This window comes from Microcoleus sp. CAWBG27, from assembly GCF_020883145.1.
Lineage (GTDB): Bacteria > Cyanobacteriota > Cyanobacteriia > Cyanobacteriales > Microcoleaceae > Microcoleus.
The window spans coordinates 9,890-32,665 of the sequence record NZ_JAHREU010000054.1 but is presented as its reverse complement, the minus strand read 5'-3'; the positions used below and the strand labels follow the sequence as shown (position 1 = coordinate 32,665).

Annotated in this window: 17 protein-coding genes; 5 read left to right on the top strand and 12 right to left on the bottom strand. The window is 44.6% G+C overall.

Annotated features, from left to right (window positions below):
* Nucleotides 1-18: 18 nt before the first annotated feature.
* Both QZ938_RS24295 and QZ938_RS24290 read left to right on the top strand, forming a co-directional pair.
* Nucleotides 19-1,695: an AarF/ABC1/UbiB kinase family protein gene (locus tag QZ938_RS24295; RefSeq protein ID WP_293353815.1), complete on the top strand. Its 1,677-nt coding sequence runs from the start codon at nt 19-21 to the stop codon at nt 1,693-1,695.
* A gap of 209 nt (nt 1,696-1,904) precedes the next feature.
* On the top strand, nt 1,905-2,285 hold the full coding sequence (locus tag QZ938_RS24290; RefSeq protein ID WP_293154763.1) for a hypothetical protein: 381 nt from the start codon (nt 1,905-1,907) through the stop codon (nt 2,283-2,285).
* Nucleotides 2,286-2,481: 196 nt separating this feature from the next.
* On the opposite strand, the gene QZ938_RS24285 is transcribed toward QZ938_RS24290, so the two are convergent.
* The 11 genes from QZ938_RS24285 to galE form a co-directional block, all read right to left on the bottom strand.
* Complete coding sequence (locus QZ938_RS24285) at nt 2,482-3,507, bottom strand: Npun_R2821/Npun_R2822 family protein (protein ID WP_293353817.1); 1,026 nt, start codon at nt 3,505-3,507, stop codon at nt 2,482-2,484.
* A gap of 166 nt (nt 3,508-3,673) precedes the next feature.
* A complete protein-coding gene (locus QZ938_RS24280; protein ID WP_293353819.1) occupies nt 3,674-4,540 on the bottom strand; it encodes an Npun_R2821/Npun_R2822 family protein in 867 nt (288 codons plus the stop codon).
* A complete protein-coding gene (locus tag QZ938_RS24275; RefSeq protein ID WP_293353820.1) occupies nt 4,537-5,511 on the bottom strand; it encodes an Npun_R2821/Npun_R2822 family protein in 975 nt (324 codons plus the stop codon). The genes QZ938_RS24280 and QZ938_RS24275 overlap by 4 nt, the downstream gene beginning before the upstream one ends.
* Before the next feature lie 104 nt (nt 5,512-5,615).
* A complete protein-coding gene (locus QZ938_RS24270) occupies nt 5,616-6,566 on the bottom strand; it encodes a glycosyltransferase family 10 (RefSeq protein ID WP_293353822.1) in 951 nt (316 codons plus the stop codon).
* A gap of 259 nt (nt 6,567-6,825) precedes the next feature.
* Nucleotides 6,826-8,013 carry a glycosyltransferase family 4 protein gene (locus QZ938_RS24265; protein ID WP_293353824.1) on the bottom strand — a complete coding sequence of 396 codons (1,188 nt, stop codon included), beginning with the start codon at nt 8,011-8,013 and terminating at the stop codon, nt 6,826-6,828.
* Nucleotides 8,014-8,200: 187 nt separating this feature from the next.
* Nucleotides 8,201-10,204, bottom strand: a complete 2,004-nt coding sequence (locus QZ938_RS24260) for an ABC transporter ATP-binding protein (protein WP_293353826.1) — start codon at nt 10,202-10,204, stop codon at nt 8,201-8,203.
* A gap of 86 nt (nt 10,205-10,290) precedes the next feature.
* Nucleotides 10,291-11,448 carry a glycosyltransferase family 4 protein gene (locus QZ938_RS24255; protein ID WP_293154781.1) on the bottom strand — a complete coding sequence of 386 codons (1,158 nt, stop codon included), beginning with the start codon at nt 11,446-11,448 and terminating at the stop codon, nt 10,291-10,293.
* A 14-nt stretch (nt 11,449-11,462) separates the two neighbouring features.
* Nucleotides 11,463-12,260 carry a class I SAM-dependent methyltransferase gene (locus QZ938_RS24250; protein WP_293154784.1) on the bottom strand — a complete coding sequence of 266 codons (798 nt, stop codon included), beginning with the start codon at nt 12,258-12,260 and terminating at the stop codon, nt 11,463-11,465.
* A 130-nt stretch (nt 12,261-12,390) separates the two neighbouring features.
* Complete coding sequence (locus QZ938_RS24245; RefSeq protein ID WP_293363395.1) at nt 12,391-13,044, bottom strand: hypothetical protein; 654 nt, start codon at nt 13,042-13,044, stop codon at nt 12,391-12,393.
* Between the two features lie 498 nt (nt 13,045-13,542).
* On the bottom strand, nt 13,543-14,466 hold the full coding sequence (locus QZ938_RS24240; protein WP_293154790.1) for an alpha-1,2-fucosyltransferase: 924 nt from the start codon (nt 14,464-14,466) through the stop codon (nt 13,543-13,545).
* A gap of 47 nt (nt 14,467-14,513) precedes the next feature.
* Nucleotides 14,514-15,515: a UDP-glucose 4-epimerase GalE gene (gene galE, locus QZ938_RS24235; protein WP_293154793.1), complete on the bottom strand. Its 1,002-nt coding sequence runs from the start codon at nt 15,513-15,515 to the stop codon at nt 14,514-14,516.
* A gap of 461 nt (nt 15,516-15,976) precedes the next feature.
* Here galE and QZ938_RS24225 point away from each other — a divergent pair, with 461 nt between their 5' ends.
* Together QZ938_RS24225 and gloB are read left to right on the top strand one after the other, a co-directional pair.
* Nucleotides 15,977-16,264 (top strand): hypothetical protein, encoded by a 288-nt coding sequence (locus QZ938_RS24225; protein ID WP_293154818.1) that lies wholly within the window; start codon nt 15,977-15,979, stop codon nt 16,262-16,264.
* 26 nt (nt 16,265-16,290) lie between these two features.
* Entirely contained in the window at nt 16,291-17,064 is a 774-nt protein-coding gene (gloB, locus tag QZ938_RS24220; protein WP_293353831.1) for a hydroxyacylglutathione hydrolase, read from the top strand.
* Nucleotides 17,065-17,143: 79 nt separating this feature from the next.
* Here gloB and QZ938_RS24215 read toward each other — a convergent pair whose 3' ends face one another.
* Nucleotides 17,144-17,353: a hypothetical protein gene (locus QZ938_RS24215; RefSeq protein WP_293353833.1), complete on the bottom strand. Its 210-nt coding sequence runs from the start codon at nt 17,351-17,353 to the stop codon at nt 17,144-17,146.
* 133 nt (nt 17,354-17,486) lie between these two features.
* Here QZ938_RS24215 and QZ938_RS24210 point away from each other — a divergent pair, with 133 nt between their 5' ends.
* Nucleotides 17,487-22,565, top strand: coding sequence for a PAS domain-containing protein (locus QZ938_RS24210; protein WP_293353835.1), 5,079 nt, complete (start codon nt 17,487-17,489; stop codon nt 22,563-22,565).
* Nucleotides 22,566-22,776 lie beyond the last annotated feature (211 nt).

Sequence of the window (22,776 nt, the reverse complement as noted above, 5' to 3'; positions counted from 1 at the left end):
TAAGAGGAAAATAAACGAGTGCCTCAGTATCAATTCACTCAGGCTAGACGCTACGATCCACAGGCAATCGCCCAATATTACGGCAACCGTCCTTGGAAAGCAATTTGGCGAGCAATAACCGTTATTTGGTCATTTGCAGGATTCGTACTCGGGATGTTGTGGGACAGTTGGCAGCACGAAGTTGCCGCCCACCAGCCGGAACGTGCCGCCCACCTGCGACAAATACTCACTTACTTAGGCCCCACTTTCATTAAAGTCGGTCAAGCCCTCTCTACCAGACCAGATTTAATCCGCAAAGACTTTCTGCAAGAATTGATCAAACTTCAGGATCAATTACCACCCTTTGATTCGGTACGAGCATTTGAGATTATTGAAGCAGAACTCGATCGCAAAATAAGCGAAACCTACAGCGAAATCTCCCCGCAACCAGTCGCAGCAGCAAGTCTCGGTCAAGTTTATAAAGCCCGTTTAATCAGCGGCGAAGCAGTTGCAGTCAAGGTTCAGCGACCAAATTTGCTACCAATCTTGAGTCTCGATCTTTATTTAATGCGGTGGGCGGCTGGATGGTTGGGCCCCTTACTGCCATTGAATCTCGGTCACGACCTCTGTTTGATAGTCGATGAATTCGGCATTAAACTATTCGAGGAAATTGACTATATAAATGAAGGTCGCAACGCCGAGAAATTTGCGACCAATTTTGCCGATGACCCAACAGTAAAAGTGCCGAGTATTTACTGGCGCTATACTTCAAAATGCGTTCTCACCCTCGAATGGATTGACGGCATCAAGCTAACAGATATGGCAAGTGTCAAAGCCGCAGGTTTAGACACCAATAGCTTAATTGAAATCGGAGTTCGCAGCGGTTTGCGGCAGTTGCTGGAACACGGTTTTTTTCACGCAGACCCCCATCCAGGAAATCTGTTTGCTTTAGCGGACGGCCGCATGGCTTACATCGATTTTGGGATGATGGATCAGATGGAAGAAACAACCAAAGAAACTTTGGTTGATTCTGTCGTTCATTTGATCAACAAAGATTATTTAGAGTTAGCCCAGGATTTTGTAAAACTTGGGTTTTTGACACCAGATACAGATATTATGCCGATCGTCCCGGCGCTGGAATCTGTCCTCGGCGATATCGTCGGTGAAAAGGTAGCAGACTTTAACTTCAAGACGATTACAGACGAGTTTTCGGAGTTGATGTACGACTATCCTTTCCGAGTCCCCGCCAAATTTGCCCTAATTATTCGTTCTCTCGTCACAGAAGAAGGTTTAGCCCTGACGCTGAATCCCGACTTCAAAATAGTCGAGGTAGCCTATCCCTACGTAGCGCGCAGATTGTTGAACGGGGAATCTCCGGCATTGCGCCGTCGCCTGATTGAGGTATTATTCAAAGATGGCAAATTCCAGTGGAGTAGATTAGAGGAGATGATTGCGATCGCCAGATCCGATCGCAGTTTCGACCTGCTACCCACAGCCCAACTCGGCTTGCAATTCTTGCTATCAGAGGAAGGGTCGTTTTTGAGACGCCAGCTAATGTTAGCGTTAATTGAGGACGATCGCATTCACACCGAAGAAGTTGGCAGCCTCTGGAACTTAGTCAAACAAGACCTGCAACCAAGTCGCTTGTTCAACGTTGCTTTAGGCGCTTTGACAGAGTTCTCCACAGCAGGAACAGCCGCGCTGACTCGATTTTAGCCAGTTGTCAGTTGCGGTGCCCTGAGCGTAGTCGAAGGGTTAATTGTTAGTTGTCAGCAATACCCTGAGCCTAGTCGAAGGATCATTTGTGAGTTATAAGTTGTTAATTCTAATAACCAATAACTAATAACCAATAACTAATAACAACCGACAACTGTCAACTGTCAACTGTCAACTGTCAACTGTCAATTACCCCAAAAGAATTATTCGTGTATTACTTTCCAGAACCTCCCTATTTTTTAATGACCGCTGGATTACTAGCAGGTATGGCTTCAGGCTTAGCCTTTGAAGCAACTCTCAAACAAGCCGTACAACTCTGGTCTAAAAATCGTTCTAGCCGTACTTTGTCTAACCTAAAAGGTCTACAATTGCAGTTGCCTTTTTTGGGAATGGCCGGCGGAATTTGCGTATTTTTAGCTTCAGGAATGGAAATTTTTGGCTTCCCAAAATTACTTTCTTATGTTTTAGCCCTGCCGCTGACACTACTAACTGGGTGGCTGGTTTGGACTCAGCTAGGTAAGCTTTTAATTGAACTACAACGCGGAGGTTCCCAAGCCTTAGACTTGGATTCTTTTTTTGAAGAACCATAAGATGGGTATGTTGTTGGGCTTCAGCCCTCTTAATGGTACGTTGTTGGGCTTCAGCCCTCTTAATGGTACGTTGTTGGGCTTCAGCCCTCTTAGCTGAACTGGTTATGTAAGCTATCAGCCATACCCGATATTTTTGATAAAAGCCATATCAACCCTCTTTGACAACAACAAAGAGGGTTGGTTCGTAGTAAGGACTTTAGTCCTTCTTGATTAAAATACGCAACTTAAATAGAACATTATTAACCCTTTGAATACCCCAACTTTTGAAAATCCTCTGCAAGCGCACTAACAAATTGGGAGGTGCGAGTTTTGGTCGTGTTTCCGGCGAATTCAAATAGCGGTAGTGCAGAAATACATCTCGGTAAGGAATCTCAACATCTTCGCCCCCACACAATCGAGTAAATTTTGCAGCCGAAATACTCATGTAATGCAAATAAGTCAGCCGCCGTCCTTTGTCGTATAAAACATAATCTATCACATCAAATTGAGAAGACCAATGATTGCCCGTTATCAGTGCAGGTTGATGATAAGCAAAATTATAAAAAGAGATAGCGCTGCGGGCGACTAAATAGTTAAATAAAGGTTGGTCTGTTCCCCGCAAAGACAAAATTTCCGCTTCTCCTGAAGTCAATTTATCTAAAAGTTCGGCTAAGTTATTTCGATTTAATATATTTTTTCTGGAAGCAAACCAACCAGCACAAAAAATCTGAGATTCCAGTTTTTCAATCTCAAAAACTTCTGCGAGTTTTTCCGATGATAAATCAAAGACATAATTGAGGTCAGATTTGTATTGAAAATCGTTAGCTACCCAATCAAATTGATCTAGTTTTTGATAAATGTAATCCAGAGAACCCATTAACAGAGTATCCGCATCAAAATAGACAAACTTGTCAAAAGGGCCGTCGAAAGAGCAAAATTTTCGGTGCATTCCCAAACAGTGAACTTGCGCCCAACCTTTAGCTTGCCAAACTTTTTGAGCTTTTTGGTGAGATGTCCAAGCTTGAATCGCGAAGTCTTCCCAAAATTGGATGGAATCGGTATTGTCAAATAAAGTAACATTGCTTCGCGAGGCAATTTCTACTCGAACTTTTTGCAAGTTATCATCGTAGGGAATGATGCAAACAGGAATATTTCTCGCCCCATTAACTTCGAGACTGTTCAATAAACCGACTAAGTGGTCAAAAACCACATCGTTTCCCAGAATATAAATACCATCAGTCATAGTTGTTCATTAAAAAATTAATCCCGTAGGGCGTGTTGGGCACTAACAAATAATAAAGGTACGTTGTTGCGCTTCAGCGCTGTTTTCTATAAAAAAGAGCGCTGAAGCGCAACAACGTACCTAATGTGTCGAGGAGTGTCAAATATCAAAATAATGCCCAACACACCTACAAATATCGGAACAATCTTTGCACTAAATTTAGTTTTGCCTCATCCAAATAACGATAATGTCGCCAAAGTTTCCAGTAAGGACTACCGGATTTAATTGGTATTCCAGCCCAATGAATGTATTTTAATCTTTTGCCTTTGTCATAAAGCACATAATCTCTTTCCTGAAAATGTGTAGAACCAGCCCAACTTCCAGGTTCTGCTGCTGAATCTTTAACAAGATTCCAGCGTTTGACAATCAACTTAAGAATCATATAATTTAGTATAGGCTGGTCAGTGACATTTTGAGTAAAGTCAAAATATTCTTGATGTTGCGAACATTCTCGCAAAATTTCATACATTTGCGATTCTGTAATCGTGCCTTTTCGGGAAGCCCAAAAACCGCTGTTGAATACATCTTGAAGCTGTGAGTCGGTAAAGATATTTTGTTCTTTGACAACGGGTGAAAATACATTTCGCAGTTTTTCGCCCAGATGGTGGTAGTCACAGCAAAAAAAGTCTACTTCTGAGAGTTTGTTGAGATTGGCTGCAATGTCTTCAAAGACGATGATGTCGGTATCGATGTACAGAAATTCGTCAAGGGGGCCAAACCAGGCGCAGAGTTTCCGCATTTTGTTGGGAAGGGCTAGAAAATCGCGATCGAACATTTCACCTATCCGTCTGGTAAACTGTTCCACAAACCCCAGATTTGGGTACAATTGCACCCCGTAGAGACTGCTGAGGGCGGCGGCAACTTGCAGATAATCGTCGTCAAACGGAATCAAAAAAACTGGTACTTGACTATTGTACAGGCGTATGCTGGCCAAAAGGGCGATCGCACTTTCGATCACTTTATCATTAGCAACAATATAAATCCCGCGATTCATAAATTTATCCTCAACCTTCTCAACACTCTTTCTAACAGATTCGGCGAAGAAATATCAGCATAAGACTTTAGCGGTTGCGTAAAAACCGGACGCCTTTCTGGTTCGCGGAGAAAGCGGTAATGCAGAAACAAATCGCGATAGGGAAACTCAATATTTTCACCAGCACAAACTCTCCGAATCAAATCCGGCTGCACTCCAATATAATGAAGGTAAGTCAGGCGATTTCCCTTGTCGTACAAAATCTGATCTTGCGTTTGAAAATGTGGGGAAGTGACACTACAACCAGTTTTTTCATCATCCGGGAGACTGCAAGCAAAATTATAGCTGTTCATCCCCGTTTTCATCACCATATAATTGAGCAATGGCTGTTCTCCCGCACCAGCATAAAGAATTTCTGCATCTCCCGATTTGAGTTCAGCTACCAGCCAATCTCTAGTATTATGGTCAAATAATCCTTGCTTGCTGCCGTAAAAACCCGAACAAAATATTTCCGAATCAATCCGATTTTGCTCGAAGACTTCCAGCAGTTTTGGCGACAGAAGGTTATATACTTTAGTTGGGTCGCGAAATTGAAAATCATAAACCACAAAGTCCGATAACTCTAACTTCTGAAAAACCGCATCAAGGGAATTCATTACTAAAGTATCGGCATCCAGATAGATAAACTTGGCAAACGGGCCGTCGAAAGCGCAAAAGCGGCGGTGCGCGCCGTAAAGCCGGGATTTTTTGCGATTCAAACGCTCTGGTGCGGCTGCCTGCATGAATTCGTCCCATCGCTGAATTGATGCAGTATCTTCATAAATAAAGACGTTGGGACGGTTGACAATTTCAGCTTTGATTTGCTGTATCTGGTCGTCGAAAGGATAAATGCAGACTGGAATAGTTGAGCCTAAGATAAATTCAATACTGTTGAGCAAGGCAATTAGTTGGTCGCGGACTGTATCGTTGGCTAGGGTGCAAATTCCGTTCATATCATGTCCATTAAATTACCCTAATAGGTTCGTAGTGAGGACTTTAGTCCTTTCTTTGATGCGGACTGAAGTCCGCACTACGAACCTATTTTTTGTACTATTTCTTAAGATGCAAAATTGGACAGCCAATTGAGCAAGTTGAATTCGTGGAGAATGATTTGCCTAGCTTCGGCAATTTTCTCCCTCGCTTCATGCCAACAATCCGGGGTTGCGATCACCTCTTGAATAAATTCTACTCCCTTCTCATCCAAACTGGGAAGCCGCAAAAAACTCCCCGCCGGCAACAACTTATCCGCCGCCGAACCGCCGTAATAAATTGGCAAGTTCCAAGCTAACAAAGCATCCCAAAGTTTTTCGCTGACATACCAATCATTTTCTGCATAATTCTCCACAGCCAAATTGTAATAGTAAGGCGCCACAGCGTGCCATTTATTGTTGACTGTGCCGTTTCCGCGCGCCCAAGTTGGCAAGTTTCGCCCGTAAAGGTCAAAATCTAATTCTGCTTCTTGCAGCAATTTGATAAAATCTAATCTGCGTCGGTGGTTGGCTGTGCGACTAACGCCCGAAGTTATCCAAGAACAGGATTTAGTTTTAGTTGGTGGTGGCATTTCATTTAATTCTCGAAACGAGTTTGAGTGATACCAAATCGCGGGCATATAATTAGGAGTTGGCGCAAAATCATCCGGGCCGGAAACGTAACCGCAATAAAGTTTTGCTTGTTCGTAGTTGGTTTTGGTAATCTCAATTACTTCTGCTAAAGGCGGTTCTCTGATTAGGTAAATAATCCGTTCTTTGGGGACGTTGCGGAATTGGTCTCGAATGTCATTTTCTGGTTTTAAATGCTTGTAATGGCGTATTTTGTCTAGCCATGACTGCTGTTTCGGCTGGCGGGGAAAATCGAATTGATACATGAGTAAGAAGTCTGGTTCTGGGTGGTTGGCGAGCATTTGAATGTTGCGCCATTTGCCGAAGTTTTCAGGGGTTTGTTGCCACAGCCAGTCGCTTTGGTTCATGCCTGGGTAGGTGGTGATTGCGCCGATGATTTTTGGGGTCATAGGGTAATATTTCGGGTGTGGTATGTGAGTCCGCCAGTCATTGATTCCGCTATTCGGCTACTTCGCTACCGCGACAGTCCGCCAGGGGTTGAAAACCCCTGTCTCAAAGCTAAAGTCCTCTGAAGAGGACTGAAGAATTAAGTTATTATTTAAGTATATTTTTGGGATTAAACAACTAATAATCTTAGTCCTCTTTAGAGGACTTTTGCTATTAGCCAGGGGTTTAAACCCCTGGCGGACTGCGAGACTAACAAGTAATTTACGATCGCACTTCTTCATCCACATAACTCAAAATCCTCTCGATCCGATTTTCCCACGAAAATTGCTTGACAAAACCCAATGTTTCTGCATAACCTTCCACCTTCCTGGGATATTTTGCCAAACAAGCTTGAATGCTTTGTGCAAACTGCTGCGGGTTATCCGGCCCGCACCAAATGGCAGCTATATTTCCCGATTTAAACTCAACCAAAGATGCAATCTCTGTGGCTACAATAGGAGTTCCCGATGCCATATAATCAAAGAACTTCAAAGGAGATGTGAATGTCGCGGCCTCTGTCTGACAGTGAGGGTGAGTCAAAACATCGGCGGCTTGCAGCAAGCCAGCCAGTTGATTTTGCGGCAGGTAGCCGAGAAATTTGATGTTCTTGACCTGCTTGTCTGTGGCTAGCTGCTGGTAAGCTGTTACTTGGGATGAGTCCCCACCGGCGATCGCAAATTGAACTTCCGGCAACTCCCGCGCCACATCCACCAGCATATCCACACCCTTAAACGGGTACAGCCCACCTGCATACACCGCTAAATATTGCCTTCCACCTGCTAATAATCGCTGTCGCCAATTCTCGGCTGCGTCTGTTTGTCTCGCCAGAAACAACTGGTTAAAACCATTGTGCAGCATAATGACTTTTTCCGCTGGCATCCCATTTTGAATCATGCTGTCTCGCACAGTATCTGCAACAGTTACAGCAATCTGAAACAGCGGATTGCAGACAATTTCCGGCTCAAATTGCTTGTCTTCATGGTGATGCTGTTCGTAGATAGCGGGAATTCCGTTTTTAATTGCCGCTTTAACAAAGTTCCAGTCGCGGGTGTGGACGATTTGAGTGGATTTCCGCAGGTGAATCGGCAAGTAGTATTTTGACACTATTGTACTGGAACTCGTCCACTTGCTGTCCAAAAGGTCGATCGGCCACGGTACAGATAAATCTGCTACTTTTAACTTATCCTGAATATTATAAATCTTGGCAAATTGATCGTCCGGTTTTCGCGGCCGAAAAGGAACCAGTAAATCAACCGGATTCAAAGCACTCCAGCCTTTGCGGAGGTATACCAAAACTGCTGGATAACCGAGATTTGCTGCGGCATTGGCAGAGTGCGCAACTTGAACTAAGCTGGCTACATTGGCTTGTGGCAAGATATTTCTGGTGAAAAATACATAGTATTTAGACATGGAAATTGGTTATGGTAATTGGTAATTAGTAATATCATTTCCGGTTGCATCGGAATAATATATTTGGATGATATCAGTGCGAGCGAGACGCTCGCGATCTATGCCGCGAGCGTCTCGCTCGCACTACTATTCTAATAACAAATAACAAATAAAAAATAAAAAATAACCAATAACAAATAACCAATAACTATTTTTTGACACCCTGACGTTTAATAGTATTTTCTATAAATTCCAAAGTTTTAAAAATAGTAGCAGCCGAGTGATATGATTCTCTGATTAACTCATCTCTTTCTTCGGGAGAATCAACCATTTCATCTACTAGCAACTTCAGGTAAGCTATCATCGGAGTCAGGCGAGTGCGAATTTCGTAAGAACCTCTAATCAAAGCTTCATCGCGGGCGGTTTCTTCCGCAAACTGCATTGAATACAAGCGAGTGTAGTAACCTCCTTTGGCTAGCAATTCTTCGTGGGAACCGATTTCTACGACTTGTCCGCGATCGATCACGGCGATTTTGTCGGCTTTTTGGACTGTGGAGAGGCGGTGGGCGATGACTAAGGTTGTGCGATCGCAACTCAGTTTCTCGATCGCCGATTGCACGTATCTTTCCGAAACCGTATCTAGCGAACTCGTTGCCTCGTCTAAAATTAAGATTTCCGGGTTTTGCAGCAAAGCTCTAGCAATCGAAATCCTCTGACGCTGCCCTCCCGATAATATCACACCGCGATCGCCAATTTGAGTATCCAACCCCTCCGACAACCCTTCAATAAACTCATAAGCATTCGCCCCCTGCGCCGCTTCCACAATTTCAGCCTCCGTCGCATCGGGCCTAGCGTAAGCAATATTTTCGCGCACCGAAGCATTAAACAAAAACGTATCTTGGCTAACAATACCCATCGCCTTTCTGAGACTTTTTAGCTCAAATTCGCGCAAATCCCTACCATCTATCGAGATACTACCTTCAGTAGGATCGTAAAATCTCGGCAGTAAATCTGCCAAAGTTGACTTCCCCGATCCCGAAGTTCCTACCAAAGCCAAAGTAGTACCGTAAGGTAGAAATAAATCAATTCCTTGAAGAACTAAATTTTTGTGATTCGGATAACTAAAAGATATTTTATTAAAACTAATTCCCAATTGTAAATGAGTGTACGGCACAGAACCGTTCAGCATAAACGGCTTGTCATCGCAGCTCAAAAAATCATTGACCACTTCTACGCTAGCTGATGTATTAGCAAATTGACTGCGCCCGCTATTCAACTGAGAAATCAAAGGAATTAACCTAAAAAGTACCAATAAATAGGTCAGCAAAACCGTTGAAATAGACTCAATTTCATTGGCAAATATTGTACGACCGATAAATACAATCAAAATTATCACGATCAAATTAACAACTTCGTTAATTGGGGCAATCGCCGCATAATTTACCTGAGCCTGAAAATCCGCGTGTTCTCGCCTTTGAATTAAATGCTTAATCCGCTGATACTCCCTTTCTTCGTTACCCGTTGACTTAACTAGCCGAATCCCAGTCATCGTTTCCAGCACTCTCACCGAATAATCTTTCGACATTTCAGAAAGCACGAGACCAAAGTGCTTAGAACGGTTAATAATATATTGATTTGTGCAAGCAACCAATCCCAACAAAAGCGTAGATGTCAAGGTCAACTTCCACGATATAGAAAGCAGCAAACCCAGAAACACCAAAACAGTGATTGAGGTAGTAAACATTCCGATTGCCGTACCAACTGCACTCGCAGTCCTGCCAATCTCTCCGCCCAATCTATTAATTAAATCCCCGACTTTAGTTTTAGAATAAAAATCTAAATCTACTTCTAACAACAACTGCAAACCTGCTTCTCGCAAATCAAAAGTCAGAGAGCGCGTCAGAGAAGTGGCGACTAAAGTATTAATATAGCTGGCAAGATTTTTGAATATAATTGTCAGAACAATCGCCCCGGTCATCAACATTAAACGCTGATTTTCCGGCATTCCCTCAAAGGGATACATCAAACTTTTAATCAGAGGTGGAGCGCCGCGCAGCTCGATAGCTTCCCCCAAAAAAATTAAAAGCACTGGTACAATCAGAGTAGTGCTGATACCGCTGAATAAAGCCCCAGCAAAGCCCAGCATCACAGTTAACACAATCCTGCCCGGATATCGTCTGGCAAATTTTAGGAGTAGCTTATTGGCAGACATGAAGCATTCCCAGCTAAACAGTACGGCATCTCAAAATATTCTTTAATTCCAGCCAGTTTTTCTTCCTCCATTCAGTCGCTACAATCTCACCTATAGCTACCTGCAATTAGATCTGAAAGTATCGGTGCCATTGCTTGAATACTATATTTTTTCACGCATCTTTCCCGAGCTTTCATTCCTTGCAAATTGGCGGCTGTAAAATTTTGAAATATCCATTTAATTTTTTGGGAAATTTGATCGGGAGAACTAGGTTCGACTAAATAACCTGTTCCGCCTAAAATTGCTGGAATATCTCCCACGCGCGTAGACAAAACAGGCTTAGCCATTGCCATGCCATCTGTCAGCTTGAGTGGAAACTGAGCCACCGCTGTCAGAGTGTCTCGCTGAGGAACAACGACAACGTGAGCAGCCGCTACAACTTCCGGCATCGTTTCCACAGGAAATTTTGGCAGTTTAATAACCCAACGACCCCATTGTTCCATAAGTCTATCATCATAATCATCATAAGGACTTCCACCGACGATCGCTAATTTTAAATCGGGCTCATTTAACTGTTCGAGGGCCATCAAAACATCCTCAACACCTTTGTGAGCTCGCGGCGCCCCGGGAAACATCAGAACTCTATAGTCGGACAAGCCGTAACGCTCTCTGCTCAATTCAGGATTGTATTTAGCAGGGTCGAACATTTCAGTATCCTTCCCATTAGGCAAATATACACCACCAAAACGCTGTTTGAGAAACTCAGTATCAACGGTGACAGCATCAGCACGGCCAACTAAACTTTCCATCCACTGGATGTACAGCGGATGATCCGGTTCTCGCAACTGACCATTTTGTTTAAAAATATCTCGATAAAGTTGCTTAAAAGAAGGGCGATATTTCCATTCGTCGCCGCCAAACCAGCTAAGTTCCCAGTCATCAATATCTAAAATGAGAGGGCGGCGAGTATCGAGTTTTTTGAGCAGCGATAAACCAAAACTTGTAGGCTTAGGCTTCACTGCATAAATAATATCCCCATCGATTTTTTTCAATAATTTTTGAACATCCATCAAAAACCCTGGATAGTTTTTCCCCGGTATCGCACATACCGGGATACCTCTCGGAGGAATAGCATACAATTCCTTACCAAACTGAAATCCCACAACTTCTACATCACATTTAAGCTCGATTAGGACTTGAGCTAGTAGAAAAGCACGAATTGCACCTCCTCCAGACAAATCGCTCACCACTAATGAAACTTTCACTTGGTAATTTTTTATTAAAAAAGTTGCTTTATTTTCCTGCTTAAACGAGCTTTTGTCAAGGGTAGCAAAGCAAAAAATATTTTTTTCAGTGAAATCCTTGGATCTTTTAAGGCTAAAATATCTTTGATTTCTTGTCTTAATTTGGTAGCTGCTGATGCCGTTCGCAAGTAAAGCTGCGGATGAATTAAGGAAAGCTGAAAAATGTTAGTTCTAGCTGCCTCTTTTTGCAAGACTGGATTTGTTGTTAAATATTCCCGATTCGCAAATATAAGTATATTCTGGGCGTAGTACCATTTGACTCGCTCATTTTGCCATATTTTATTTCTTATGCAGTCAATCGCCACATATCCTTGCTCTTGAAAGAGTTTCGCCCAATAATCTGGCCACTGTTCGTTAACGTGATTTGTTCCCCCTTGAAATGGTACTGCGGCAGAGAATAAAATCACTGGGCCAAGCTTCACTAAAGACTCTATAAATACTCGGGCGCACTCTGGGGGCAAGTGTTCTGCTACTTCTAAAGAAACAACTAAATCAAATTGTTGTTCGACGCGCAAAGGTTGGGTTAAATCTAATACTAAAAAGTTGGTTGTAGGGATTTCTAGCATTTTGATATCTACCCAATCACCGTCTATTCCGAGAATATCTTTAACGCCGAATTCTTGGAATGCGGACAGCCAAGTCCCCGTACCGCAACCGACATCAATTACTCGTTTGGGTTGCACGAATTCCCAAAGGATAGGGATAATTTCTGTGGCGGATTCTTGTGCAGTTGTTTGTAAGTATTGATATAATTCTTTGGTATAATGTTGCACGGTATCTAGGGCGATCCTATTTATATTTTGTGATTTTTAACCGCAGAGACCGCAGAGGGCGCAGAGAGATAAGAGAGAGTGTGTGCGTGGGACTTCGCAAATTTGGCTGGGGTTGGTATGGTACTAAAGTTTATTTTAAGCGCCAGGGATTGTTAATTTGATTTGGTAAAAATATTTTAGCGGTGCGATCGACTATTCGAGTAAAAAGCGATCGCGTGACGTTCTTTGCGTACTGCGGGCGGTAGGGATAGGTGCAGTGCATGACTTTTATCGGTTTGTCGATCGCATAAGCATCTTTCCACTTATCCAAATAGTTGTAAACAGGGGACAATGTTCTCATTTGCGGTTTCACAGATTCAATAGCAGCAGCAAAAGCACCCTGGTCTTTCAACAGTAGCACATTTTGATTCGCAACTACTATCTCGAAATATTTCTTAAATTCTGCGAACAATTCCTGATTTGTGCTGCTTTTCGTAAAAGCGATAAATCCGCCATTATATTGAATGGTATTTTTGTTCAGCGGCAATCCCACAGACTGCAAGGTTGACAGAATATCTTGCTTGACTCTTAATAAATTGCTCGCTTTCGCAATCGCAGGCTGCACATCTTCCGTCACCAACAAATCTACCTCATCAAGATAGCCGAAAACCTCATCTATTGGCGACAGCAAACAAATATCGCAATCCATATAAATAGTTTTCTCAAATAGAGATTCTCGGTACAAAGCCAGCTTGGCTTGGCGCGATGCTAAAACAGGATTTTCGTGAGAGGGTGCTCTTTGCAATATGACATTTCCAAACACCTGAAGTAAAGGATATAAAATTCGAGGTACTCTATCTATTAAAATAATAATTGGTTCCTGGTGAAATTTCCTGACGGACGCTAGAAAATGAACGCAATCTTGGAAAGAGTAAAGACCTGTTAAAATAGTGATAAATCCCTGGCTTTCTAATTTATTTGAATTCATAAGAAGGAATAAGGAATAAGGAATAAGGAATAAGGAAGAAGGAATAAGGAATAAGGAATAAGGAATAAGGAATAAGGAAGACTTTTCTGCCACGATAGCCTAAGGAAAGAAGAAGACAGAAATACAAAGTAAGCTTTTTGTCTGGCCTATTTTACGTTTAATTAGATGAATTTAGTTTGATTTACCGTAAATAATTGGTTGAAAGCCGGAACCCCGAGACGAATTAAAATAAGACTATTCATTATTCCAATCCTTTTCCTTCTTTTGTCAAGTCCTGTCAACTGTCAACTGTCAACTGTCAACTGTCAACTGATTTCAGTGTGTCCACTCCCAAAAGCTCTCACTCCAGTCATCTCGCTCGTGAAAAACTCCTTGCCACTCATAATAATGTACAAAATCTTTGAGGTCAATTGTTTTATTGACATTTCTAATCATGTAAAGAGGTTTATCTCCATAAAAAGAAGCCCACATAGTATAACTGCTAGGCGGCCCGACAATATAGTCGCACTCAGCCAAAGCATACATATCTTCAATTAAGTGGCCGCTACTAAATTCACAGTTGAAATTCTCAAGCAAACTTCGATTTTGCTGAAGATTAGAACAAATCAAAAACTTAATTTTTCCCCCTTCAAATAGCCTGAACACAGAATTCATGACCTCTATATATTGCTGAGTTGTGTAAAAGTATCTCCCTTTTTGATGTTGGGCATAATCGCCTTGACGGATGTGAATTCCGACGATTAAATCGGAGTTTTTTTTGACATTTAATATCAAACGATCTACATTAATTGTATATCGCTCTAAGGGCGCAAAGTAGGCTCTAATCTCGTTGGCGTACTTGTGTAACTTGGGAATATCTTTGACAAACCAGCCATCTCGGAACAGCCAGCCTTGAAAACAAACAATAGAAGCGCGATCGATTTGTTCAATTTCCTGATATTCGCTCAAATTAAAAGGTTTTTTTCGAGTAATTTCTTGCGTTTTTAATATCTTTTTATTACTGAGATACTTGATAAATTGATAATATTTACTTCTGACAAACTTGTTGCCTGCTGCGTTCAAATATGGAGGAGGATAACAACAAAAAGAATCCCCGGCAGTTCCAACAAAAAATTCTGCATATTCTTCAAAAGCTGGATTGAGGACAGTGCAATTATGCTCGATCGCCCAAGCTATGAAATTGGCAAAAAGCAGCAGTCTGTTGCCTAGTTGTCCCGATTTAGCAGATATTATCAACATAGTCGCTATTTTGGTTAAGGTAAGGTGCGCGGCGCGCACCCTACAGACTAAGCGTGATGACGTTTTTGGTGCCACTGCCAAGCGTGAGTTACAATATCCTTAATGTCGGGATATTCTGGAGACCAACCCAAGGTTTCGATCGCCTTTTTGCTGCTGCCAACTAAAGCAGGCGGGTCTCCCGGACGCCGATCGCACTCGACAGCCTTAATCTCTTTTCCCGTCACTTGGCGGGCTGTTTCAATTACCTCTTTTACGGAAAACCCGCCGCCGTTCCCCAAATTAAAGAAATCTGATTTGCCGTCATTTAGCAAATATTCTAGTCCTAAAATGTGAGCCGAGGCTAAATCGTTAACGTGAATGTAATCGCGAATGCAAGTACCGTCAGGAGTATCGTAATCGGTGCCGAAAATTGCGATCGAATCTCGTTTACCCAAAGCAGCGAACAACACCAACGGGATCAGGTGAGTTTCGGGCTTGTGATCTTCTCCTAACAACCCGTTCGGATCGGCTCCAGCGGCGTTAAAATAGCGAAAACAAACAGACTTAAAATTGTACGCCGCGTCAAAGTCTGACAAGATCCTTTCTACCATTAACTTAGTAGCACCGTAGGGATTGATCGGATTTTGCGGGTGGTCTTCGGTGAGGGGGATTTTCTGCGGTACGCCGTAAGTCGCGCAAGTAGAAGAAAACACCAATTTCTTAATCCCAGCAGCAATCATCGCTTCCAAAAGTGTAATCGTGCCGATGACGTTGTTCCGGTAATATTTAGCTGGATCGGTAACAGATTCGCCGACGTAAGCGTAAGCAGAAAAGTGCATTACCCCTGCAATGTTGTGGGTGGCGAACAAGTTGTCGAGAAGTGCGCGATCGTTTGTATCGCCAACTACTAACCCTACTTGCAAAACCTGCTCTACTATATCTCGGTGGCCGTAAACTAAATTATCTAAAATCACTACACCGTAACCCGCTTTTTTCAGCGCTAATACTGCGTGAGAGCCAATATATCCAGCTCCGCCTGTTACCAAAATTGTTGGTTTTTCTGTACTCATATTATTCTGGGTTGTTTTGTAGCTGTAACTGTCGATGAAATTGCAATACGGTTGGGTTAAGCCTGTTTATGCCCCGGAGATCCCCCTAAATCCCCCTTAAGAAGGAGGACGAAAGAGAATTCTCTTGTTCCCCGATTTTTAAGGGTTGTGAGAATTCTCTTGTCCCCAGATTTTTAAGAGGGCTTTGACAATTCTGTTGTTCCCCCATTTTTAAGGAGGCTGTGAGAATTCTGTTGTTCCCCCATTTTTAAGGAGGCTGTGAGAATTCTCTTGTCCCCCCCCTTTTTTAAGGGGTTAGGGGGATCGGCCTTAACTGCAACTGTGGATTATCTTGTGAATTTACCAGCTCAATCGATGAACTTGAGGCGACCAATTTGGATGTAATCAAATATCCGATTGATTTGATATCGATCCTCCTCTGAAATTTTATCATCAGATAGGATCGTAGAAGTCAAAACTAAATGTTCCCGGCGAGAGATTTTGCCAGACGTGATAATCCGATCGACCATTTGGGAAATTGTTACGTTGGATTTGTTTTGAGATGTTCGCATTTATTCGATCGCATTTATGTCAGAATATTTAAAGCTGCTGGGAGTTCTCGACCTAAAAATCGTCCGTACCAGACTGCAAAGCAATTTGTGGAACAGCAGAAACAATGTATCAGAGTTTTACTTCCAAAGATAGATGCGCTGATTATAGAATTCTGCATTATGTCTTCGGAACACGCTCACAATATTTTAATTGTATAATATTTTTTCTAGAGAGGCTGTTTTCTATGCAGGTCTATCGGATTCCGGCACTGTCGGACAATTACATTTTCTTGCTGCACGACCCCGATCGCCATACAGTAGCAGTGGTCGATCCAGCGCAAGCAGAACCGGTCTTGCAGCAAGTGCGATCGCTCAATGCCGAATTAATCGCAATTTTCAACACGCACCACGATCGCGATCACGTAGGCGGCAACCAGCAACTGATCGATCGCTTTCCCCAAATTACAGTTTACGGCGGCGCCGAAGACCGAGGCAGAATTCCCGGACAGCAAGTATTTTTACATCAGGGCGATCGCGTTGAATTTGGCGATCGAACCGCCGAAATTTTCTTCGTACCCGGCCACACAAAAGCCCACATAGCCTACTATTTCCCGCCCAGCAACCCAGGGGAAACGGGCGAATTGTTCTGTGGAGACACTTTGTTTGCTGGAGGCTGTGGCAGACTCAAAGAAGGCACTCCCGCCCAAATGCTAGCTTCCCTCGAACAATTGCGGAACTTGCCCGACAATACCAGAGTTTGGTGCGCCCACGAATACACGCTGACAAACTTGCAATTTGCCATTAGTGTAGATCCCGACAATCCTGAGTTACAGCAGCGCTTGGCAGCAGTTAAAGAAGCTCGCAGCCGATCGCAACCTACAATACCATCATCGATCGGTATTGAGAAAAGCACAAACCCATTTTTGCGCTGGGATTTTCCCAACCTCCAATCAGCGGCAAACACCCGCGATCCAGTCCAAACTTTCGCTCGATTGCGCGGCATGAAAGACCGATTTTGACAGTTGACAGTTGATAGTTGACAGTTGAAAAAAGAAGGAAGGGGATTGGAGTAATGAATCGTCTGATTTTAATTTTTATTTAAAAGGGAGAGGCTTTCAAACAATGCGAAAGTGCGATCGGCTCGCCCTCGAAAACGATCGACTGCTGTCGATCGCAATCTACAGAAACGTTGAAGAATGATGAGACCGATCGCTCATTTGCCACAGCCAGAAAATTGCCTGTCGCCTTTGCTTGGACAACTGGGCAAGGCGTGGAACTCTGGTATAAAATAAATTGTCGAGATATCAAAATTACAGCAGGACGATCGACATCTCTCTGAGGTTTGAATTGTCAGCCTGCTTGCATTAAAAATTCTTGTGATTATTTCCTTATATATAATTGATGAACACGATTGGCTTTGCCACAAGTAATTTGTTAGAAGATGAAAAATCTAGGCAATACTGAACCCCAACCGAAAATCGACCCCTCTGTTTCAGAGGATTCTAACAAAGCACTCAACCCAGATGCAGCTTTGTCAACAGATGTAGGGATGGTTCTGCAATTGGCAGACGGCAGCATTCAGGCCTGCAATTCTCGCGCCGAGAAACTGTTGGGGATGACAGTCGAACAAATGCAGGGCAACACTTTCATCAACAGTCCGTGGCAGACTGTGCGTGAAGATGGCTCGGATTTTTCTGGGGAGACGCACCCGGCGATGGTGGCGCTGCAAACCGGGCAACCCTGCTGCAATGTCATCATGGGTTTCTATCAACCACAGGGAGAATTGATTTGGTTGAAGATCAATTCTCAACCTTTATTTCAAGCAGATCGATCGACTCCCTACGCCGTAGTTACCACCTTTATAGAAATCGGTCAACCAGGGCCACAATTCGGTGACGCGCCCGCCCAACAAGAGTCAGACACCCTCGAAAGTATTTCCGACGGGTTCTATGCTTTGGATCGAGACTGGCGGTTTACCTACGTTAATTCTCAAGCGGCGCGGTGGATAAATCGACTCTCGAAAGATTTGATCGGCAACAGCGTTTGGCAAGAGTTTCCCGAATCTGCGGGCAGTTTGTTCGAGCAGGAATTTCGCCGCTGCGCCACAGAGCAAGTTACAGTTAGTTTTGAATCTTTTTATGGGCCCCTCAATGCTTGGTATGCGGTACGAGCTTATCCCATCGCATCGGGAATTGCTGTTTATTTTCAAGATGTGACCGAGCAGAAAGCCGATCGGGCTGCTTTTATTAAACAAGGGCAAACGGCGCACCAACAACTAGCAGAAATCGAGGCAATTTATGCTAGCGCGCCCATCGGACTTTGCTTTATCGATACCGACTTGCGATTTGTTCGCATCAACTCGCGCCTCGCAGAAATTAATGGAGTTCCCGCCGCCGCCCACATCGGTAAAACATTGCGCGAAATCTTACCACAACAAGCAGATGATTTAGAGCCGCTTTACCGAGAAGTTATCGCGACTAAAGTTCCCCTCGAACAGCTCGAAATTCACGGCACGAATGCAGCGCAGCCGGGAGTAGAACGCGCTTGGCTGCTGAGTCTCTATCCGCTGAAAGCTCTTGACGATCGCGTGCTGGGCGTGAATGTGATGGTACACGAAATTACCGATCGCAAAGCTTCGGAAAAAGAAATTCAACGGCTCAACCAGGAACTAGAGCGCAGAGTTAACGAACTGCAATCAATATTTGATGCTGTACCCGTCGGGATCGCGATCGCCCGCGATCGAGAGTGTAATGTAATTCGCGCTAACAGATTTGCTCAGTCGATGCTCGCAGTGCCGCCCGATACCAATGTTTCTGCAACCGGAGACCAAGCCGAACTGCTACCGTTGATGCAACTGAGTAACGGACAGGAAATCCCGCCAGAAGAACTCCCAATGCAGCGGGCTGCGTTTTCCGGCGCCCCCGTGCGAGATGCGGAAATTCAAATGGTGCGATCGGATGGGGCTGCATCTGATTTGTTGGTGAATGCGGTGCCGTTATTTGACGAACAGGGCGCGGTTCGCGGCTGTGTGGCGGCGTTTGTGGATATTAGCGATCGCAAACGAGCGGAGGCAGCTTTGCGCGATTCTGAGGAACGCTACCGCACTTTGTTTGAGTCCCTAGACGAAGGCTTTTGCGTACTCGAAATGCTGTTTGACGACAACCAAAAGCCGATCGATTACCGCTTTTTGGAAGTCAATCCCGCCTTTGAGAAACAAACCGGACTCCTACAAGCTGTCGGTAAAACTGCACGCGAACTCGTTCCAGAACTCGAAAATTATTGGTTCGATATCTACGGCAAAGTTGCGCTGACAGGCGAACCGGTGCGCTTTGAACACGGCTCCGAAGCCATGAACCGCTGGTTTGAGGTTTCAGCGTTCCGCACGAGGGATCCGCAGAGCCGCAAAGTCGCGGTACTTTTCAAAGAGATCAGCGATCGCAAACAGGCGGAAAATCGCCTGCGGGAACAGGAATCGCAACTGCGGCTGTTCGTCAAACATTCGCCTGCGGGGGTGGCGATGTTTGACCGCCAGATGCGCTATATGCTGGTGAGCGATCGCTGGCTGGCAAGTTACGGGCTGGGCGCTCAAAACATTGTAGGCCGATCGCACTACGAGATCTTTCCCGATATGCCCGATCGTTGGAGACAAATTCACCAGCGCTGTCTGGCGGGAGCAGTCGAAATGTGCCAAGAAGACCCGTTTCCCCGCGCTGAGGGCTGCGTTGACTGGGTGCGCTGGGAAATTCACCCGTGGCGAACCAACAGCGGTGAGATTGGCGGAATCATGATTTTTTCCGAAGTAATCACCGATCGCAAAAACGCTGAACTCGCGCTGCAATTGGCAAACCAGCAAGTCAGCAATATTATCGAAAGTATTACCGATGCCTTTATCGCGATCGATTCGCAGTGGCGCTATACCTACGTTAATGCCACCGCTGAAAAACTTCTGGTGCGATCGAGAAACGACTTGTTAGGTCGATCGATCTGGGAGATATTCCCCGCCGAAGCAGAATCCAATTCGAGGCTGTATCAAGAATTTCATCGAGTCGTTTTCGAGCAAGTTTCTGTTAAATTTGAAGAGTTTTCGCCGTCGCTTCAAATGTATATAGAAGTCAGTGCCTATCCAGCAGCCGATGGACTTACGGCTTATTGGAGCGATATTAGCGATCGCAAACGCACAGAAGAAGAACTGCGACAAAAAAATGCAATTTTGAACGCGATCAACGAGTCCGCACCCACGCCCATTTTTGTCAAAGATCGACAAGGATGTATTATTTATGCCAATCCAGCCACCCTGGAGGCGCTGGGAAAACCTGCTGCGGTCGTAATTGGCCGGCGCGATCGCGATTTATATCCAGTAGCAGAACTGGGAGCGATCGTCAGCGCCAACGATCGGCGGATTATGGAATCCGGTCAAACAGAAGTCGTCGAAGAATCTCCTGATGGAATTCACACATTTCTGGGAACAAAAGCTCCCTACCGCAATGAAGCCGGAGAAGTCATCGGCTTGATTGGCATCTCCAACGACATCACAAATCGCAAGCGAGCCGAAGTCGCGCTGCAAGAACAAACGAAGTTACTGCAAGTAATTATAGACAGCATTGGTGACGCTTTGATTCTCGCCAACCAACAAGGGGAATTTGTGCTGTTTAACCGCGCCGCAGTGAAAATGTTCGGTCAGCTAACGAATGAAAAATCCTCTCAGGAATGGTCGAGCACCTACGGACTATTTTTACCAGACCAAAAAAACCTTTTCCCCGAGGAGGAACTACCTCTAACCAGAGCAATCAAAGGTGAATATGTCAATGATGTAGCGATATTTGTCCGCCGCCAAGATTGCGAAGGTCGCTGGATCAGTATCAGCGGTTATCCGGTAGTTGATACTAGCAGAGAAATCACAGGCGGAGTGATTGTCTGTCGGGATATCACAGAACGCAAACAATCAGAAGCCGCACTGCTTGAGAGCGAACAGCGATTCCGCAATATGGCAAACAACGCTCCATTTATGGTCTGGGTAACAGACTCCACAGGCTACTGCACTTTCTTGAGCGAAAGCTGGTATGAATTCACAGGTCAAACTGAGGAAACAGGTTTGGGATTTGGTTGGGTAAACGCGCTGCATCCAGAAGACCGAGAATACGCCCTTAACGGATTTTTGAGGGCCAACGAACGCCAGGAACATTACAGCACGGAATATCGCTTGGGGCGCAAAGATGGCGGATATTCTTGGGCGCTGGATGCGGCTGCTCCCAGATTTACCGAAAGCGGACAATTTGAGGGTTATATTGGTTCTGCGATCGACATTACAGAGCGCAAACAAGTGGAAACCGAGCGCGATATGGTTCTGCAATTGGAACAAACGGCGCGCGCGGAAGCCGAACGAGCTAACCGGATTAAAGACGAGTTTTTGGCGGTGCTTTCTCACGAGTTGCGATCGCCCTTAAATCCGATTTTAGGCTGGTCGCAACTGCTGCTCGGCGGCAAACTGAGCGCGGCTAAAACCGCCCAAGCCTTCGAGACGATCGAACGCAACGCCCGACTGCAATCTCAACTAATAGAAGACTTGCTCGACGTGTCCCGGATTCTGCAAGGAAAACTCAGATTGAATGTTGCTCCGGTGAATATCGCAACCATTATTTTGTCTGCTTTGGAAACCGTGCAACTAGCAGCCGAAGCTAAAAAGATTCAAATTCACACAATCTTAAATCCAGATGTCGGACTCGTTGTCGGCGATACAGGTCGCTTGCAGCAAATTGTGTGGAATTTGTTGTCGAACGCGGTGAAATTCACGCCAGAAGGCGGTCGAGTTGAAGTTAAATTAGCGCAAATCGCACGCGAAGTTCAAATTCAAATTTCAGACACGGGTAAAGGCATTATTCCAGATTTCTTGCCCTATGTTTTCGAGCATTTTCGACAAGAAGACGGCGCCACAACTCGCAAATTTGGCGGCTTGGGATTGGGATTGGCGATCGTCCGCCAATTGATCGAACTTCACGGCGGAAGGGTGTTTGCAGAAAGCCCCGGAGAAGGTCAAGGAGCGACGTTTACGGTGAGATTGCCGCTATTAAATGATGATTCTAGAACGCAGGAGGAGACAGAACGTCATTCATCTGAGAGTGCCGATATTTCATCTTTGCCACTCGCTGGATTGAGAATTTTGGTGGTAGATGATGAGCCGGACTCGCGCGATTTTGTCGCCTTCGTGCTAGAGGACGCGGGTGCAGAGGTGATTTCCCTGTCATCTGCTGCTGAGGTGCTGCTGTCGATCGTCCAAACCGCACCGGATCTGCTCGTCAGCGACATCGGAATGCCCGACATGGACGGGTATATGCTGATCCGTCACATCCGCACTCAACTCCCGCCACAGTATCGGGGGCTAGCGGCGATCGCCCTCACAGCCTATGCTGGAGAAGCCAACGAGCGCCAAGTTTTGCAAGCCGGATTTCAAAAGCACTTATCTAAGCCGATCGATCCGAGTGAGTTAGTTGCTACTGTAGCGCGGGCGATTCTACGATCGTAAAACACACGCATAATAGGTTCGTAGTGAGGACTTCAGTCCTTCTTCCTGTACATCGTAAAACACACATAATAGGTTCGTAGTGAGGACTTCAGTCCTTCTTCCTGTACATCGTAAAACACACATAATAGGTTCGTAGTGAGGACTTCAGTCCTCTTCCTTGCGATCGCCGCTCAAACTTCGCTATTATAGACTGTTCGAGTTAAAACCCAGA

Coding starts and splice junctions, on each gene's coding strand:
- QZ938_RS24260 (WP_293353826.1), bottom strand. CDS start 10,204: ATGTCTGCCAATAAGCTACTCCTAAAATTTGCCAGACGATATCCGGGC.
- QZ938_RS24225 (WP_293154818.1), top strand. CDS start 15,977: ATGTTCCCGGCGAGAGATTTTGCCAGACGTGATAATCCGATCGACCAT.
- QZ938_RS24285 (WP_293353817.1), bottom strand. CDS start 3,507: ATGACTGATGGTATTTATATTCTGGGAAACGATGTGGTTTTTGACCAC.
- QZ938_RS24275 (WP_293353820.1), bottom strand. CDS start 5,511: ATGAACGGAATTTGCACCCTAGCCAACGATACAGTCCGCGACCAACTA.
- QZ938_RS24265 (WP_293353824.1), bottom strand. CDS start 8,013: ATGTCTAAATACTATGTATTTTTCACCAGAAATATCTTGCCACAAGCC.
- galE (WP_293154793.1), bottom strand. CDS start 15,515: ATGAGTACAGAAAAACCAACAATTTTGGTAACAGGCGGAGCTGGATAT.
- gloB (WP_293353831.1), top strand. CDS start 16,291: ATGCAGGTCTATCGGATTCCGGCACTGTCGGACAATTACATTTTCTTG.
- QZ938_RS24270 (WP_293353822.1), bottom strand. CDS start 6,566: ATGACCCCAAAAATCATCGGCGCAATCACCACCTACCCAGGCATGAAC.
- QZ938_RS24240 (WP_293154790.1), bottom strand. CDS start 14,466: ATGTTGATAATATCTGCTAAATCGGGACAACTAGGCAACAGACTGCTG.
- QZ938_RS24210 (WP_293353835.1), top strand. CDS start 17,487: ATGAAAAATCTAGGCAATACTGAACCCCAACCGAAAATCGACCCCTCT.
- QZ938_RS24280 (WP_293353819.1), bottom strand. CDS start 4,540: ATGAATCGCGGGATTTATATTGTTGCTAATGATAAAGTGATCGAAAGT.